Source organism: Shewanella mytili (genome assembly GCF_046765975.1).
In the GTDB taxonomy this organism is placed as follows: Bacteria; Pseudomonadota; Gammaproteobacteria; order Enterobacterales; family Shewanellaceae; genus Shewanella; species Shewanella mytili.
Genome location: NZ_JBKOUD010000003.1, coordinates 55,028 through 72,493, shown reverse-complemented (window position 1 = coordinate 72,493; position 17,466 = coordinate 55,028). Strand labels below are relative to the sequence as shown.

At 51.9% G+C, this 17,466-nt stretch carries 15 protein-coding genes; 7 read left to right on the top strand and 8 right to left on the bottom strand.

Annotated features, from left to right (window positions below; genetic code table 11):
• The first annotated feature begins 312 nt into the window (after nt 1-312).
• The gene (locus tag ACIDEJ_RS04630) at nt 313-582 is read left to right on the top strand and encodes a hypothetical protein (protein ID WP_411986928.1); all 270 of its coding nucleotides are present in this window, start codon (nt 313-315) and stop codon (nt 580-582) included.
• 13 nt (nt 583-595) lie between these two features.
• On the opposite strand, the gene dgt is transcribed toward ACIDEJ_RS04630, so the two are convergent.
• Nucleotides 596-2,047 (bottom strand): dGTPase, encoded by a 1,452-nt coding sequence (dgt, locus tag ACIDEJ_RS04625; RefSeq protein ID WP_411986927.1) that lies wholly within the window; start codon nt 2,045-2,047, stop codon nt 596-598.
• A gap of 128 nt (nt 2,048-2,175) precedes the next feature.
• Here dgt and ACIDEJ_RS04620 point away from each other — a divergent pair, with 128 nt between their 5' ends.
• The 5 genes from ACIDEJ_RS04620 (at nt 2,176) to ACIDEJ_RS04600 (ending at nt 6,440) form a co-directional block, all read left to right on the top strand.
• Entirely contained in the window at nt 2,176-2,643 is a 468-nt protein-coding gene (locus tag ACIDEJ_RS04620) for a hypothetical protein (protein ID WP_411986926.1), read from the top strand.
• Between the two features lie 111 nt (nt 2,644-2,754).
• Entirely contained in the window at nt 2,755-4,542 is a 1,788-nt protein-coding gene (locus ACIDEJ_RS04615) for a DUF885 domain-containing protein (protein ID WP_411986925.1), read from the top strand.
• A gap of 163 nt (nt 4,543-4,705) precedes the next feature.
• On the top strand, nt 4,706-5,833 hold the full coding sequence (locus tag ACIDEJ_RS04610; RefSeq protein ID WP_411986924.1) for a M14 family metallopeptidase: 1,128 nt from the start codon (nt 4,706-4,708) through the stop codon (nt 5,831-5,833).
• Nucleotides 5,834-5,844: 11 nt separating this feature from the next.
• A complete protein-coding gene (locus tag ACIDEJ_RS04605; RefSeq protein ID WP_411986923.1) occupies nt 5,845-6,162 on the top strand; it encodes a zinc ribbon domain-containing protein in 318 nt (105 codons plus the stop codon).
• Entirely contained in the window at nt 6,159-6,440 is a 282-nt protein-coding gene (locus tag ACIDEJ_RS04600) for a YeaC family protein (RefSeq protein WP_411986922.1), read from the top strand. The genes ACIDEJ_RS04605 and ACIDEJ_RS04600 overlap by 4 nt, the downstream gene beginning before the upstream one ends.
• 107 nt (nt 6,441-6,547) lie before the next feature.
• Here the strand turns inward: ACIDEJ_RS04600 and ansA are convergent, their stop codons facing one another.
• Entirely contained in the window at nt 6,548-7,561 is a 1,014-nt protein-coding gene (gene ansA / locus ACIDEJ_RS04595; RefSeq protein ID WP_411986921.1) for an asparaginase, read from the bottom strand.
• A 94-nt stretch (nt 7,562-7,655) separates the two neighbouring features.
• Nucleotides 7,656-9,509, bottom strand: coding sequence for a signal peptide peptidase SppA (gene sppA / locus ACIDEJ_RS04590; RefSeq protein ID WP_411986920.1), 1,854 nt, complete (start codon nt 9,507-9,509; stop codon nt 7,656-7,658).
• A gap of 170 nt (nt 9,510-9,679) precedes the next feature.
• Here sppA and ACIDEJ_RS04585 point away from each other — a divergent pair, with 170 nt between their 5' ends.
• Entirely contained in the window at nt 9,680-11,701 is a 2,022-nt protein-coding gene (locus ACIDEJ_RS04585; protein WP_411987100.1) for an FAD-dependent oxidoreductase, read from the top strand.
• Nucleotides 11,702-11,822: 121 nt separating this feature from the next.
• Here the strand turns inward: ACIDEJ_RS04585 and yfaE are convergent, their stop codons facing one another.
• From yfaE to ubiG, 5 genes are all read right to left on the bottom strand, one after another.
• Nucleotides 11,823-12,164 (bottom strand): class I ribonucleotide reductase maintenance protein YfaE, encoded by a 342-nt coding sequence (gene yfaE / locus ACIDEJ_RS04580; protein ID WP_411986919.1) that lies wholly within the window; start codon nt 12,162-12,164, stop codon nt 11,823-11,825.
• Nucleotides 12,133-13,263 carry a class Ia ribonucleoside-diphosphate reductase subunit beta gene (gene nrdB / locus ACIDEJ_RS04575; RefSeq protein ID WP_411986918.1) on the bottom strand — a complete coding sequence of 377 codons (1,131 nt, stop codon included), beginning with the start codon at nt 13,261-13,263 and terminating at the stop codon, nt 12,133-12,135. Before nrdB ends, yfaE begins: the two co-directional genes overlap by 32 nt.
• A gap of 44 nt (nt 13,264-13,307) precedes the next feature.
• Nucleotides 13,308-15,593 carry a class 1a ribonucleoside-diphosphate reductase subunit alpha gene (nrdA, locus tag ACIDEJ_RS04570; protein ID WP_411986917.1) on the bottom strand — a complete coding sequence of 762 codons (2,286 nt, stop codon included), beginning with the start codon at nt 15,591-15,593 and terminating at the stop codon, nt 13,308-13,310.
• Between the two features lie 392 nt (nt 15,594-15,985).
• Nucleotides 15,986-16,654: an HAD family hydrolase gene (locus ACIDEJ_RS04565; RefSeq protein ID WP_411986916.1), complete on the bottom strand. Its 669-nt coding sequence runs from the start codon at nt 16,652-16,654 to the stop codon at nt 15,986-15,988.
• Nucleotides 16,655-16,659: 5 nt separating this feature from the next.
• Nucleotides 16,660-17,370, bottom strand: coding sequence for a bifunctional 2-polyprenyl-6-hydroxyphenol methylase/3-demethylubiquinol 3-O-methyltransferase UbiG (ubiG, locus tag ACIDEJ_RS04560; RefSeq protein ID WP_411986915.1), 711 nt, complete (start codon nt 17,368-17,370; stop codon nt 16,660-16,662).
• Nucleotides 17,371-17,466 lie beyond the last annotated feature (96 nt).

Sequence of the window (17,466 nt, the reverse complement as noted above, 5' to 3'; positions counted from 1 at the left end):
TTACAAAGTGTATAAAGTGCTTTGCAATCATAAGCATATGCTAAAGTTAAAAAGAAATTTAAACGTCCATGCCCCAAGACTGGCTAAATTTGCTACAATAATCCCTCATATCCGGTTGCTTGGCTCTGTTTAGAGCATTATTTGCAACCTTACCGTTAGGATCTATCCCGGCTTCAATATTTTGATTCCCTGTCTTCAGCACGGGTTGTTGTTTGCCGTCGGAAATTTACTAGCGGGTGCCAGTTTGGCATGAATGTTAGGCCCGACAGGACCTGATTGTTGTCAGAAAACAATTTTGGGAGGGAAGTAATAATGAGCATTTCTGACGTATCTCGAGACAATCCTGCACTGATCCACACAGAACATTGCATTGTCATGTCACATACCCAGCGGGATGAGGGAGAGTGGGTACAGCACACACTGATGCTGAAAAATTACGAAACCCCTTTTCGTTTCAGACGCCCCAAAAAATACCGCAGCCTGAAAGGCACGGAAGTGACCGTAGACTATTACCCGCAGACCACACTGGTGGCCGGGTTTGAAATGGAAACCATGCGAGTGGTCCGCATCCGCCGCTGCTAACGGGTTTTTCCGGCTAATCCAACGCCATCAGCAAACGATATTCATCCAACGCAAATTCGTCCGTCATGCCGCTGATATAGTCCTGTATCAGGCGGCAGCGGTGATAATATTCCGGCAATGCCTTCTCGGTGATGGCCCGTTTGTAAGTGGCCAGATGTTTCAGGGGCAAGCGTTTCAGCAGTCGGCTCTCAATTAAATGGCCGCGACCTTTACCGGTAATCAGCTGGGCAAATTGCACATGTGGCATGCGTAACAGCGGCTGGTAGCAGTCCAGCAGGGTGCTGACAATTCGGTAGCCGCGAAGCTCCATTTGCTCCACCTCTTTGTGGTTGAAAACCTCCTGTTGTGCCACCCGTTTCAGGGTTTCGGTAATGGCGTGTTCATGCCCCTGATCTTCCAGTAATGGCTGATTGAAATCGCCCCGGTAAATGGCTTCGATATTCTGAATAAACCGCTGCGCGGCATGTTGTACCAGCGGATGGATGAGTTTCACCCGTAAAAAGGTAAAAAACTGGCTTTCGGGATTAATGGCATTTTTATTGGCGGCTTCTTGCGCCTGTGCAATGACCTCTGCCATCAGCGCATGGTGCGAGCTTGCCAGTTTCATGGTGTGGCACTGTTGTTGGTATTGTGCAATGAGTTGCTGCTGCAGCCGCGCCAGTGAAATGACGTCTTTTTCTACGGCATCTTCAATATCGGCCAGGCAGTAAGAGATGTCATCTGCCGCTTCCATGATGTAACTCACCGGGTGGCGGTTGCCAGGCGCCATGTCCAGTGCTTGGGTCATGGCACTGACAATGTGGCTTTCACTGGCGTAATATCCCACTTTTTTCATCAGGTAGGCTTTATTCTCAGGACGTTTGGCTTTATCCAGGGTGCCACAGCGGGTGTACTTGAGAATGCCCGCCAACTGGCTGTAGGTGAGGTTGAGTCCCAGCAGGGTGTGCATCAGCCGCAATCCCTGGGCATTGCCTTCAAAATGGCAGATATCCCGGCGCAAGTCCGTGTGCTGTTGGAAATCATCCGGTGCCATGGTGTCAAAATGGCGCTCGAACCAGTCGCTGATGGCCGCTTCACCAAAATGGCCAAAAGGCGGGTTGCCCACATCGTGCATCAGGCAGGCCATTTCCACTAGGGTTTCCAGCGGCCGCGCCATACCGGTTAACCCCAGTGAACTCAACGCCACTTGTTGCTGGCTGAGCAGATCAAAAATCTTTTGTACGATAAAACGGCCGGTTTGCTGCACTTCCAGGGAATGGGTCAAACGGCTGCGGACGGCGGCGTTGCGCTCCAGCGGGAATACCTGGGTTTTTTGCTGCAAGCGCCGGATGGCGGCGGAGTTGATAATCCGCCCCCTGTCGCTTTCGTAAGCCCGTTGCAGGGCGGCAATCTCCTGCTTGGCGTGTGTTGGATGATTGTAAGGGCGGGCGAGGGTGATGCGCCGGGCAAAATTGATGGTGACCATAATACTTCCATTTAACGGTGATAGCGCAGATGGCCGCTAAAGATAATTAACAGCTGAACGCCCAGTCTAAACCAAACTGTGGTATTGTCACAGAGCCTTATTTTCAGAGCGTTTTTTCGGAGAAATTCATGTCAAAAACCATTGCCATGGCCCTGCTGGTGGTCGGCGTTATCATCCTCAGTATTTTTGGTTGGCAGCATCAAAAAGCCAAACAGCTGCCGTTAGCGGGAAACTGGAGCAGTGGCTGTCTGGTTGATGGCAACAAAAGCAAGGAGTTCATCATGGCCTTTGGCAAGGATACTTACCGCAGCCACGCCAAGCTGTACGACAATCAGCAGTGCCAGGGCGATACCGTGAGCGAATATCACGGCAGTGCCTATGCGGAAGTTGCCGATGCCCACCTTAAAACCTGCGATGGTTCAGACGCCATGCTGTTAACGCTTTACTGGGACAACAACGCCCAGCCAAAACCTTTGGTATTGCAGCATTTGCCCAACAACACCCTCATGACCGGTTATCCCCAGGATAAAACTCCCGAAGGCAGCAGCGGTTGGTGCATTGATAAAAGCACGGTATACACCCCGGTGGCGCAGTGATTGGCTACAAAACTGTAACAATCTGTGAGATGGGCCGATTGCTGCTGTAAATCGGCCCTTAGCCATGATTTACTCAATATCAATCACACAAGCCTGAAGGATGAGATAACAATGAAAAAACTGATGTTGCCCTTGGCCATTGCCTTGGCGCTGGGCGGGCTCAGTGCATGCCAGTCCCATAGCAGCGCCTTGACCCACAATGAAACGCCTATTGCGACGGTAAATGCGGAGCAAAACCAGCAGTTCAAGGCCTTCAGCGCCCGTTTTATTGAAGATTTTTGGCAACATGCTCCTACCTCTGCACTGTATAGCGGTTATCACAAGTATGATGCGGTGTTGCAAATTCCCGATGCGAACAGCCGCGCCGCCATGCTGGCCTTTATCCGTGATTATCAGCAGCGCTTGGGGCAGTTTTCCCTTGCGTCACTCTCAACCGCCAACATGATTGACTATCACCTGATTGAAAATCAGCTGGCCAGCAGCGCCTGGGAAATCACCCAGTTCAAGTCCTGGCAGTGGGATCCCGCCAGTTATAACGTGGCAGGCGGTTTGGCCCTTATCCTTAATGAAAACTACGCGCCGCAGGATGTCCGTTTGCGGGCGGCGCTGGCCAGACTGGACAATGTCCCGGCCTATTATGCCGCGGCCAAAGCCAATATCAGCAATCCCACCCTGGAGCATACCCAACTGGCCATGTTGCAAAACAAGGGGGTGGCCGCCGTATTGTCGGATGAACTGCTGCAAACGGTTGCAACTTCCTCTTTGAGCATGGCTGAAAAACAACGTTTTACACAGCGCGTCATCGCGGCCAACAAAGCGGCGGATGATTACATCCTCTTTTTGCAAAAACTGGAGCAGAAGCTGCAAAAAGAGGGCGCCAGAAGTTTCCGGATTGGTGAAAAATTTTACGAGCAAAAATTTGCGTATGATATCCATTCCGGCATGACAGCCAAAACCTTGTACGAAAAAGCCTTGTCAGACAAAGACAAAGTACAAAGAGAGATGGCAAAAATCACCGCGGATTTATGGCCAAAATATTTCACTACAGCAAAGCCTGTTGATGACAAAGTGGCTATTCGTCAGCTGATTGACAAGTTGTCGGTCAATCACGTAAAACGGGAAAATTTTGTTGAGGAAGTGAAACAGCAGTTGCCGCAGTTGGTGGATTTTGTCAACCGGCACCAACTGGTGCAGCTGGACAAGGACAAACCCCTGGTGATCCGGGAAACCCCGGCTTATCTTGGCGGCATTGCCGGCGCCTCCATCAGTGCCCCGGGGCCTTATGACAAGGGTGGCAACACCTATTACAATGTAACGCCGCTGGATGAGATGTCCGATGCCTCGGCAGAAAGTTACCTGCGGGAATACAACCATTGGGTGTTGCAAATCCTCAATATTCACGAAGCCATTCCCGGGCATTATGCCCAGCTGGTTTATGCCAATAAATCCCCCAGCCTGATTAAGAGCCTGTTCGGTAACGGCGCCATGATTGAAGGCTGGGCCGTGTACGCTGAGCGGATGATGCTGGAAGAGGGATACGGTGACTTTGAACCCGAACTCTGGCTGATGTACTACAAATGGAATTTGCGGGTGATTTGTAACACCATTTTGGATTACGGCATTCAGGTAAAGGGCATGAGCAAAGCCCAGGCCATGGAACTGATGACCAAAGAGGCTTTCCAGCAACAGGCGGAAGCCGAAGGCAAATGGCGCCGGGCGACCCTGAGCCAGGTGCAACTGGCCAGCTATTACGCGGGCTTTCGCGCCATTTACGACTTGCGCGATGAGCTCAAGCTCAAGCAGGGGCAGCAGTTCAATTTGAGACAATTCAACGAACAGTTCCTCAGTTACGGTAGTGCCCCGGTAAAATATATTCGGCAGTTGATGCTGCAGCCGTAATTTTTGATGACCGGTCAAGATGTGAGTTAAAGGCAGCGCTGGCTGCCTTTTTATCAGGTTTACCGGGCGGATGGCGGATGTCATCCGTGATGCTTTTGGTTTATCCTAAACGGGATATTTGACGTGCCGGGTGATGACACCGGTGGATATTCAAGGAATTCATATGCGTATTAGCGCCAATTTTGATGGTGGCAACATTCAGGTGCTCAGCCTGGAAAACAAAGACGACATTCAACTGGCCATCCGCGAGGATGAAGGCGGTGAATTTTATCAGTGGTTCAATTTTCGTTTTGAAGGGGATGTGGGCAACAGCTACACCCTGAACATTATGAATGCGGGCACCTCTTCCTATCCCAAGGGCTGGGAAAACTATCAGGCGGTAGCCAGTTATGACCGGCAGCACTGGTTCCGTCTGCCCACCCAGTTCGAAAACGGCAAACTGAGCATTACCGTGGAGCTGGATGCTGACGCCATCCAGATTGCCTATTTTGCCCCATACAGTTACGAGCGGCACCAGGATTTGTTGAGTGCGGTGCAGATGCACCCGAAAGTGTCGCTGGAGCATCTGGGATTAACCCTGGATGGCCGGGACATGACACTGGTGAAAATTGGTGATGACAGCCACGACAAAAAGAACATCTGGATCACCGCCCGCCAGCATCCCGGCGAAACCATGGCAGAATGGCTGGTGGAAGGGTTGCTGTACAAATTGCTGGATCCGGACGATCCCGTATCCAAACAGTTGCTGGATAAAGCCAATTTTTACGTGGTGCCCAACATGAATCCGGATGGCGGCGTGCGCGGGCATCTGCGTACCAATGCCAAAGGGGTCAACCTTAACCGGGAATGGCAGTCTCCGTCACTGGAGAACAGTCCGGAAGTGTATTATGTGGTGGATAAAATGCAGCAAACCGGCGTTGATCTGTTTTATGACGTACATGGTGATGAAGCGCTGCCTTATGTATTTTTGGCCGGATGTGATGGCGTGCCTGCCTGGAATGAGCGCTTGCAAGCCCTGCAGGACAGCTTTGAACAAGCCCTGTTACTGGTGAGCCCGGATTTTCAGACCGAGTTTGGCTATGGCAAGGATGAACCCGGCAAAGCCAATTTGACCATTGGCTCCAACTGGGTGGCACAAACCTTCAACTGTCTGTCAAACACCTTGGAAATGCCTTTTAAAGACAACGATAACCTGGCCGATCCCATGGTGGGCTGGTCACCCGAGCGTTGCATCCATTTGGGTGAAGCCTCATTGACGGCCATGTTGGCCGTGGTTGATCAATTGGGTTAGGAGGCGGCAACATGGCCTTAACCAGTTGTCCGATATGCGAAAAGCGGATATCCGATAAAGCCCGGGAATGCCCCCATTGCCAAGCGCAGTTACAGGGGGATTTGTCCTCCGCCCAGCGGATAAAACGGATTGAAAAATCCAGTCAGTTGATGAATCACAGCTTGATTGCCATGACCATTTTCATTGCGGGCGTGGTTGTGTGGTTCTGGGGCGGTGAAGTGGCCAGTGGCACCCGGGCTGTTGTGGGCGGTGTGTTGTTTGTATTCGGTTTTATTGGATACCTCATCACCCGGGTACGCATCATACTGAATAAACGGAAACAGCTATGAGTGATTTACTGAAAGTCATTGATGACATGCCCATGGAAGTATACCAGCGCCTTAAAAGTGCGGCAGAAACCGGTAAATGGGAAGATGGAAGCAGTTTGTCTGACGAGCAGCGGGACTCCACCTTGCAGGTGGTCATGCTGTTTCAGCAGCGCCGCCTGCAGCAAGATGAGCATTTCACCATCGGGACTGATGGCAAGGTGATTGAGCTATCCAAAGCCGAGCTTAAAAAGCGTTTTCGTGGCGATACCATTGCCCAATTCCAGGAAAAAGAGTTGTAACCTCGTAAAAAACCACCTGTGAAGGTGGTTTTTTTATCCCTTGCGTGATGCGTAAGCCGTTACATGCCCGAGGGTTGACTCAAGATACCTCACGCAAATGGGGGCGCTTAATCGTTCGTCAGCTCGCCGCAGAGGTTTTGCTGCATCTGTTGGCGAATTTGCGCCACGTTGAGGTTTTTTGAAAACAGATAGTGCAACTTGGCGAGAGCAGCTTCCGTCGTCATGTCAAAGCCACTGATAAGGCCTGCATTTGCCAGCGCATTGCCCGTGGCATACCCTCCCATGTTTACCCGTCCTTGACGGCACTGGGTCAAATTCACCAGTACAATGCCACTGTCGTGAGCCTGTTTCAGGGTTTGCAGCAGCTCCGGATCTTCGGGGGCATTGCCCACTCCATACGTTAATATGATCAGCGCTTTTACCGGTTGTTGCAGGATGTTGCGGAAAATGTCGTTGGAGATCCCAGGATACAGGGTCACGATGCCGATGGGCTGGGGTTGAATGTGGGTGACTTGCAACGGTTTTTTAACGTCATGGTTTGTTACGCCTGCCCGCAGGCGAATTTTAATGCCCGCCTCTAGCAAGAGTGGAAAATTCGGTGAGGCAAAGGCGTCAAAACCGTCGGCGTGGGCTTTGGTGGTGCGGTTGCCCCGAAAAAGCTTGTTGTTAAAAAACAGGCAAACTTCCGCCACCGGATAATTGGCTGCAATATACAGGGCGTTGAGCAGGTTGGTCTGCCCGTCGGAGCGCAGCTCAGACAACGGAATTTGGGAACCGGTGATAATGACCGGCTTGGCCAGATCCTGCAGCATGAATGACAGCGCCGAGGCAGTGAATGCCATGGTGTCCGTGCCGTGGAGAATGACGAAACCGTCGTATTTGTCGTAATTGGCTTCAATGTCATTGGCAATCATCTGCCAGTGAGCAGGCGACATGTTGGATGAGTCAATCAGCGGCGAGTATTCGTGAAGTTCAAACGTGGGCATTTCATCCCGAAAGAACTCGGGCATAGAGCGCAGACACTCCGTCAGAAAGCCAGCAACGGGAACAAAACCGTGTTCTGTTTTCTGCATACCGATGGTGCCGCCGGTATAGGCGATGTAGATATTTTTTTTTGTCATCGGAGACAGTATTGAAGGTACGTTAAAAATCGGGAGTGAATTATAGCAATAAAAAAAAATAAAGCCCGGATAACCGGGCCTTATTGAGGTTTTTTTAATAACTGCAGTTTTCGCAGTAAAGGTAAACATGGTTCGGATCATCGAACGATGACAACTCGGTGGCAACGGCCGTAAGCTGGGTCAGCAACTGTTGTGTCACGCTGCTATGGGCAACGCCGGCCGGCACCCAACTGGCCACATTGGAGAGGAACTTCTGCATAAACAGCTGCTCCGGTGTCAGCTCTTTCTCGACGACCTTGGTGTCATAAGCGCTCAACCCGGCAAGGGCTGCCGCTTTGGTGATGGCCGCATCGATGTCACCCAACTCATCCACCAGGCCAAGCTCCTTGGCTTTAACCCCTGACCAAACCCGGCCTTGGGCGATGTTATCTACTTGCTCAGGTGTCATGTGGCGCTCTTTAGCCACCAGCGAGATGAAATCCAGGTATCCCCGTTCGATATGGCGCTGGATAACCGCTTTGACGCCATCAGATAAAGGACGGGTTACAGAAAGGCCAGCCCAGTCATTGGTGCCTACACCATCGGTATGTATCCCCAGTGCAGCCAGAGAGTCCTCGAAGGTGGCAATCATGCCAAATATCCCGATGGAGCCGGTGAGGGTGGCCGGATTGGCATAAATGTAATCCGCACTGGCTGATATCCAGTAACCGCCGGAAGCGGCCAGGCTGCTCATGCTGACCACGACCGGTTTGCCAGCCGCCTTTAACGCCAGAACTTCCTGACGGATCTGCTCAGAAGCAAACGCACTGCCCCCAGGGCTATCCACGCGCAGCACCACGGCTTTGATTTTCTTGTCAAAGCGCGCTTTGCGCAGCAACGATGAGGTGCTGTCACCGCCAATGGTGCCAGCAGGCTGGGCGCCATTCAGAATATTACCCTTGGCTACCACAATGCCAATGCCTTCTTTGGGCAGGATTTCTGGCTCTGGAGCAACCAGCGCGGCGTAATCATAGTAATCAATCTGCTTGAAACTGTGCCCTTTGTCCGCTTTTCCCACCAGCTTGAGCATCGCCTGACGGAATTGCTCATGGGTTGCCAGTTGGTCGACCCATTTCATGTGGATGGCCATTTCGGCGGACTGCCCCTGGACTTCATTGAGCACTTGCAGGTAACGCTTGCTGTCCAGCGCAAAGTCTTCGGCGGCAATTCCCCGGTTATTGGCTGCGGTTGTGCTGTAAACCTGCCACAAGTCCTGCAGCAGGGCACTGTTGGCTTCTTTGGCTGCCGGTGACATGTCATCACGGATGAACGGTTCCACGGCAGATTTATAGGTTCCCACCCGGAATACATGGGTGTTTACCTGCAATTTTTCCAGCGCGGTTTTGTAAAACTGGCGATAACTGCTCAGCCCCTCAATGGCAACACCACCTTGGGGATTGAGGTAGATGGTGTCTGCATAGCTGGCCAACAGATATTGATACTGGTTGTAATGATTGCCAATGGCAATCACCGGTTTGCCGCTTTTCTTGAACGCTTCGAGATGCTGGCCCACGGCTTGGATTTTGGTAATGCCACCGGGTGCGAGATCGGCAAGATCCAACACCAAGGCCTTGATGCGGCTGTCGTTGCTGGCGCTGTCAATGGTATACAGTACATCGCTTAGCAGTACTTCACCGTCGCTACTGCGTCCCTGTTGCTGTTTTAATACCGCTTCTACCGGATCAATCTCCTGTTTTTGATCCACCAGTCGGCCGGCCAGATTCAGCACTAACGCCGAGCCATCTTCCACTTTGACTTCATCGCTGCTGAAAATCGCAGCCACAAACACTATTAATATCAGTAGGAAAATGGGGAAGAACACCAGGTTCAGCACCAGTTTTCGGATAAAATTGATGACATTCCATATCAACATCAACGTGTTTTTGGTTGTCAGAGGTTTTGCAGACATAACCCTTCCCTTGTACCTTTAAGTTGCTCCATGCTAACCGAATTTATAGCGACGGGCGAACTCCATTTGTAAATGATTTTATCCATGGTAACAGATATGTAACCGCCACTTGAGCTTATATTAACCACAGGTTATGCTGGATTAAAACAGGTGTTTAAAAAGGCATGATGATGACGGCACAACGAAAAATGCTTGAACCGCTGGACTTGGGCTTCACCCAATTGAAAAACCGGGTGGTGATGGGGTCCATGCATACCGGGCTGGAAGAGGAAAAGGGCGGTTTTGAAAAACTGGCGGCCTTTTATCGCGAGCGTGCCCAGGGTGGCGTGGGGCTTATTGTTACCGGCGGCATCTCTCCCAATTTCCGCGGGCGGCTAACCCCCAATGCCACCCAGCTCAGTTTTTCATGGCAGGTGCGAAAACACCGCATCGTGACCGAGGCGGTCCATCGTGCCGGCGCTAAAATATGCATGCAGATATTGCATGCCGGCCGTTATGCTTATCATCCTTTTTCCCTGGCGCCATCCAAACTAAAGTCTCCCATTACGCCGTTCACTCCCCGGGCTATGTCAGCAAGACAAGTGCGAAAAACCGTGCGCGATTTTGGCAAAAGCGCCAAATTGGCGCAAAAAGCCGGTTATGACGGTGTGGAAATCATGGGCTCGGAAGGGTATCTCATCAACCAGTTCATCTGCAGTCGCACCAATGGGCGTACCGACGAATATGGCGGCAGTTTTGACAACCGCAGCCGGATTGCGCTGGATATTGTGCAGGAGGTGCGGCGCAATGTAGGGCGCGATTTCATTGTGATTTTCCGGCTGTCGATGCTGGATTTGGTGGAGCAGGGCTCCAGTTGGGATGAAGTGGTATTGCTGGCCAAGCGTTTGCAGAAGGCCGGGGTGTCGCTGATCAATACCGGCATTGGCTGGCATGAGGCGCGCATTCCCACCATTGTGACCAGTGTGCCAAGGGCCGCCTTTACCTGGGTTACCGCCAAATTGCGGCAGGAAGTCAGTGTTCCACTGATTGCCACCAATCGCATCAACATGCCAATGGTGATTGAGGACATTCTGGAGAGCGGCCAGGCGGATATGGTGTCGATGGCCAGGCCATTCTTGGCCGACCCGCAATTTGTGAACAAGGCTGCGGCCATGGAAGACGATGCCATTAATACCTGCATTGGCTGTAATCAAGCTTGCCTTGATCACACCTTTAGGTTGCAGCGGGCCACCTGTCTGGTAAATCCCCGGGCCGCTTATGAAAAAGAGCTGAATTTTATTGCGGCCTATACACCTAAAAAACTGGCAGTTGTGGGTGCCGGCCCTGCGGGAATGGCATTTGCCGTATATGCGGCCCAGCGCGGTCATCAGGTTACCCTGTTTGAAGCCCGGGATGATATTGGCGGCCAGTTCAATCTAGCAAGAACCATTCCCGGTAAAGAGGAATTTGCCGAAACCTTGCGGTATTTTCGTTACCAGTTGGCCCATTTGGGGGTGACATTACAACTGAATACGGCGGCCACTGCCCAGATGCTGGCAGATGCGGATATTGATGAGATTGTCCTTGCCAGCGGCGTGGTGCCAAGGCCGTTGTCCCTGCCGGGGTTTGACAGTCCCAAGGTGATAAGTTATCAGCAATTATTGCAGAGCAAGGCTACCGCTGGGGAACGGGTGGCCATTGTCGGCGCCGGTGGCATCGGTTTTGATGTGGCGCATTATCTGGCTGAAGGTTCATCGGCAACCTTACAAGCTGGCCGCTGGTATCAGCGCTGGGGGATTGATACTGATTACCGGCAGCGGGGCGGGCTGTTGCCAAAAGCGGCTACAGAAAAGCCTGCAAGGCAAATCTGGCTGCTGCAGCGCAAAGCGGGGACACCGGGGAAAACCCTGGGGAAAACCACCGGCTGGGTGCACCGTGCCATGTTAAAGCGCCATGGTGTAACCAGCATATCCGGCGTTACCTATGAGCGTTTTGATGGACAGGGACTGCATATCACGGTGCAAGGGCAAGCGCAGGTATTGGCAGTGGATACCGTGGTTGTCTGCGCCGGACAGGAGTCCAATCTGAGCCTGTTGCCTGCCTTGCAACAAAGTGGCAAACCGGTACACATTATCGGTGGCGCCAAGCTGGCGGCAGAACTTGATGCCAAAAGGGCCATCCGGGATGCGGCTGAATTGGCCATGGGCATTTAGCACACATTTTAGTGCCGGGGGTTGGCGCTCTTGGGCGCCAAGGTGGGCTATGGGGTTGTTTGCTGGCCGTGAGTGGCAGAAAAATGCCAGCAAACAACAACCCTAAAGGCGTGTTTGATGCTCAGGCGTGATGGGCTTCTCGCACCAGCGGCATGTCGGCGTCACTGCCTGACAGCTCCAGATCCAAATCCCCCTCGGGGACGCAGCAGCAGGGCAAACATTCGTTGTCGGCCAATGCGGCCAGCGGCTCCGTTAAATAACGCACCGAGCCACTGCGAATGCGGGTGCGGCAACTGCCGCAGTAACCACTGCGGCATTCGGAGAATATCCGGACTTTTTTGGCTTCAAGTGCATGTAGCAATGTAGGATGGGGCTGCTGCCAGTTCCATAGCAGCAGCGGTTCCCCCTGTAACAGCACAATGGGCGCCTTTTTAAAGATCAAAGTCGGAGAACTCATTGGCATCCACCGCAGAATCAATCTGTCCGATAAGATATGAAGACACTTCCACTTCCTGTGGTGCAACCTGCACCGCATCGCTTTCAAGCCAGTTTTTCATCCAGGGCAGGGGATTGCTGCGTTCCGGATAAGGCAAAGGCAAGTTCACCGCCTGCATCCGCTGATTGGTAATGTATTCCACATACTGGCTTAAAATGGTTTCGTTCAGGCCAATCATGGAGCCATCCTTGAACAGGTATTTGGCCCATTCCTTTTCCTGCTCGGCCGCCCGCAGGAACAGATCGTAGGCTTCCTGATGGCACTCTTTGGCAATTTCACCCATTTGCGGATCATCACGGCCTGCTTGCATCAAGTTGATGATGTGTTGGGTGCCGTTAAGGTGCAGCGCTTCATCCCGGGCAATCAGGCGAATGATTTTGGCATTGCCTTCCATCAATTTGCGTTCGGCAAACGCAAAAGAGCAGGCAAAACTCACATAGAAGCGAATGGCTTCAAGGGCGTTGACCGACATCATGCACAGATAAAGCGCTTTTTTGATGTCGTAGGTGGTGACCGATAACTGTTTGCCCCCAATGGTAAACACCCCTTCACCATGAAGGTGATAAACCTGGGTCAGCTGGATTAGGCGATCATAATAGTCGGCAATATCCGTTGCCCGTTTGAGGATTTCCTGATTCACCACAATGTCTTCAAACACCACGGACGGATCATTGACGATATTGCGGATGATATGGGTGTAAGAACGGCTGTGGATGGTTTCTGAAAATGACCAGGTTTCTATCCAGGTTTCCAGCTCCGGCAAGGACACCAGTGGCAAAAACGCCACGTTGGGGGAGCGCCCCTGAATGGAGTCCAGCAGGGTCTGGTATTTCAGGTTCGACAAAAAGATATGCTTTTCATGTTCCGGCAACTGGTTAAAGTCGATTTTATCGCGGGATACATCCACCTCTTCCGGACGCCAGAAGAAAGACAGCTGTTTTTCAATCAGCTTCTCAAACAGTTCATATTTTTGTTGATCATAACGGGCCACATTGACCGCCTGTCCGAAAAACATCGGTTCACGGGTGGCGTCATTGGGTGTTTGACAGAAAATTGAATAAGCCATGTTTTACTCGTCCAAACGAAGGGGCCATCCGGCCCCGATTAACGTTAAATTTTGCAGGCACCGCCGGCGCAACTGTCATCTTCTTTTTCAATGCTCAGCTCATCATGGCGATCGGAGGCCCCATCACGGGTGTTGTGATAATAAAGGGTTTTGATCCCCAGTTTATAGGCCGTCAGCAGATCTTTGAGCAGGGTCTGCATGGGCACCTTGCCGTTATCGTATTTTGATGGGTCATAGTTGGTGTTGGCCGAGATGGACTGATCCACAAATTTCTGCATGAGCCCCACCAACTGCAAATAGCCGTCATTATTGGGCATCTGCCATAGCAGCTCGTATTTGCGTTTCAAGGTATCGTAATCCGGCACCACCTGCTTGAGCTGGCCATCCTTGCTAGCTTTAACGCTGATAAGCCCCCGTGGAGGCTCAATGCCGTTAGTGGCATTGGAGATTTGCGACGAGGTTTCAGATGGCATCAATGCGGACAGGGTCGAGTTGCGCAGGCCATATTGCTTGATATCGCCACGCAGTTTTTCCCAGTCAAGATGCAGCGGCTCGCTACAGATTTTATCCAGATCATGCTTATAGGTATCAATGGGCAAAATGCCTTTGGCATAATTGGTATCCTGGAAAGCCGGGCAGGCACCTTTCTCTTTTGCCAATTCCATTGATGCCTTTAACAAGTAGTACTGAAAGGCTTCGAACGTTTTATGGGTGAGATTGTTGGCGCTGCCATCAGAATATTTCACGCCATTTTTAGCCAAGTAGTTGGCAAAATTGATCACCCCAATGCCCAGGGTGCGGCGACTCATGGAGGCAGAATGCGCCGCAGGAATGGGATAATCCTGGTAATCGAGCAAATTGTCCAGTGCCCGCACGGCAAGGTCTGACAATTTTTCCATCTCTTCCAGGCTTTCAATGGCGCCCAGGTTCAATGCCGACAGGGTGCACAGGGCAATTTCACCATTGGCATCGTTCACGTCATTGAGCGGCTTGGTGGGCAGGGCGATTTCCAGACACAGGTTGGACTGGCGTACCGGCGCCACATGAGGATCAAACGGGCTGTGGGTATTACAGTGATCCACGTTCTGGATGTAAATCCGGCCGGTTGACGCTCGCTCCTGCATCATCAGGGAGAACAGTTCCACCGCCCGCAGGGTACGTTTGCGAATGCTTTCATCCTGCTCGTATTTTACATACAGGCGCTCAAACTCCTCCTGATCGGCAAAAAAGGCATCATAGAGGCCGGGCACATCGGACGGGCTGAACAGCGTGATGTTCTCGCCCTTGATGAAACGGGTGTACAACAGCTTGTTAATCTGTACGCCGTAATCCAGATGGCGGATGCGGTTGTCTTCAACTCCACGGTTGTTTTTCAATACCAGCAGAGATTCCACCTCCAGGTGCCACAAGGGATAGAACAATGTGGCTGCACCGCCCCTGACACCGCCTTGGGAGCAGGATTTAACGGCAGTCTGGAAATGCTTGAAAAACGGGATGCACCCGGTATGAAAGGCTTCGCCGCCACGAATAGGGCTGCCAAGGGCGCGAATGCGCCCGGCATTAATGCCAATGCCGGCGCGCTGGCTGACATATTTTACAATGGCTGAAGACGTGGCATTGATGGAGTCCAGGCTGTCGCCACATTCAATCAGTACACAGGAGCTGAACTGGCGGGTGGGTGTGCGTACCCCGGACATAATCGGTGTAGGCAATGAAATCTTGAAAGTGGAAACCGCATCATAAAAGTCCTTGATGTATTGCATGCGGCTTTGGCGCGGATAGCCGGAAAACAGGCAGGCCGCCACCAGGATGTACAGGAACTGGGCGCTTTCATACACTTCATGGGTCACCCGGTTTTGCACCAGGTATTTGCCTTCCAGCTGTTTTACGGCCGCATAGGAAAAGGTCATGTCACGCCAATGATCAATATAGCTGTCCATCAGCGACAGCTCTTCCTCGCTGTAGTCTTCCAGGATATGACTGTCATATTTGCCCAGCGCCACCAGTTTGTTCACGTGTTCCGTCAACTTGGGTGGCTCAAACTGGCCAAAGGCCTTTTTGCGCAGATGGAAAATGGCCAGACGGGCCGCCAGGAATTGATAATCCGGCGCTTCAGGGGAGATGAGATCCGCGGCGGCCTTAATGATGGTTTCGTGAATGGTTTCAGTGGGAATACCATCATAGAATTGCAGGTGCGCACGCAATTCAACTTCCGAAACCGATACGTTAGTCAGCCCGTCGGCGGCCCAGGTAACAACGCGGTGGATTTTGTCCAGATCAATCTTTTCTCTTTCACCACTGCGTTTTGTTACTGTCATATTGCTATTCATTGAAAATAAGCCCTGGTTTTAGCGTTAATGACGATGGCATACCACCCTCATGTTTCGTGATAAAACGATAACAGCCTATGAACTGTATGCCGTTGTTTTTATGGGTTGCAGCTAAAACGTGTTGTTTTATAAACCCACTTGATTAGTGGTGTCTTTGTTAGTGACACACAAGATATAGTGTTTGCGAGATTTCAAAGTCCCAAGATAGTGAGACTGACGGTTTTTTGCAAGTGATGAATCGGGGCATATCTTGTGGATATCTTCATTTTCTTCCCTGACAGATGCAACAAACGCAGTCAATACGCGCGTTAGCGCCTTCCGTGCAAAATATCGGCAAACAAACGCAATCCATGCGATTGCTCCTAATTGCAGCGATCGCGGGTGGATCTTCCTTAAGGGGATGCCAACATAGCGGTTAAATGTGACGGTTGTTGCAACAACCAGTCCGCCTGCCAAGCAATGGGATCATCCGTGGCATTGATATACCCCCACAGCGCTGCCGCTGACGGCATGCCTGCTGCCTTGGCGGCCACGATGTCCCGTTGGGCATCGCCAATGTACAAAATCCGTGACGGTGGCTGCTGCAACTGCTGGGCTGCCAGCAGCATGGGTGCGGGATGGGGCTTGCGAAAACAGGTGGTATCGGCACTGATAACCGACTGCAACTGGCCATAGAGCCCCAGCTTGCCAAGCAGTGGGCGGGTAAACAAGGCCGGCTTGTTGGTGACAACGCCCAGCGCCATGCCTTGGGCCCGGGCTTCGTCCAGCAATGCGGGCAAGCCGTCAAACAGGCGGGCCTTGGCACCGTTGATGTGTTGATAGTGGCGCAGCATCCGTTGTCGCAGCTCTTCTTGAAACGATGCGGAGCACTGGGGCGCGGCGGCATTAATCATGGCCAGTGAGCCATTGGATGCCTGCGCCCGCAAGAGGGCATCGTTGCTCATGCAGCCAAGCCCCGCTTCTGCCAGGGCTTCATGGAGGGCGGCAATCAGATCCGGCGCGGTGTCCACCAAGGTGCCGTCCAAATCAAACAGCAAGGCGTTGATATGAGGTTGTGTCATGCCGGCTAATCTATTTTTTGGCAAGCAATCATGTAGTTGACTTCCATGCTGGGGGTATAGCTGAAAATCCCGCTCACCGGATTGTATTTAATGCCAAGGGCATCGCGGCAGATAAGGTCCGTATGCTCCGCCATGGCGATCAATTCTGACGGGCGCAGGAACTTGCCGTGATCATGGGTGCCTACCGGCAACATCTTGAGCAAGTATTCTGCGCCCACAATGGTTTGCACCCATGACATTAGGTTCCGGTTGATGGTGGAGAAAAACACCCAGCCGTTAGGTTTTACCATGGCACAGCAAGCGTTGATCACCGATTGGGGCTCTGGCACGTGTTCCAGCATCTCCATGCAGGTGACCACATCATAGCTGTTACCATGGGACAAAGCATGCTCTTCGGCGGTTTGCTGCTGATAATCAATGCTGACACCGGTTTCCAGGGCATGCAATTTTGCCACTTCCAAAGGCTCATAGCCCATATCCAGCCCGGTCACCTTGGCACCGATTTTCGCCATGCTTTCGGATAAAATGCCGCCGCCGCAGCCCACATCCAGCACCTGTTTTTCAAAAATGCCGCCGGCTTTCAAATCGATATAGTTCAATCGTAACGGATTGAGTTCATGCAACGGCTTAAACTCTCCCTGTGGGTCCCACCAACCAGCTGCCATATTTTCAAATTTGGCGATTTCCTGTGGATCAACGTTGGCATTTTCTTGCATGGCAATACCTTAAAAGCGGATAGAAAGACCCCACATTATAACCACAGTTCATCTGCGTGTGGGTACGGACATTGGGCGGATTGTCGGATTTCGGCC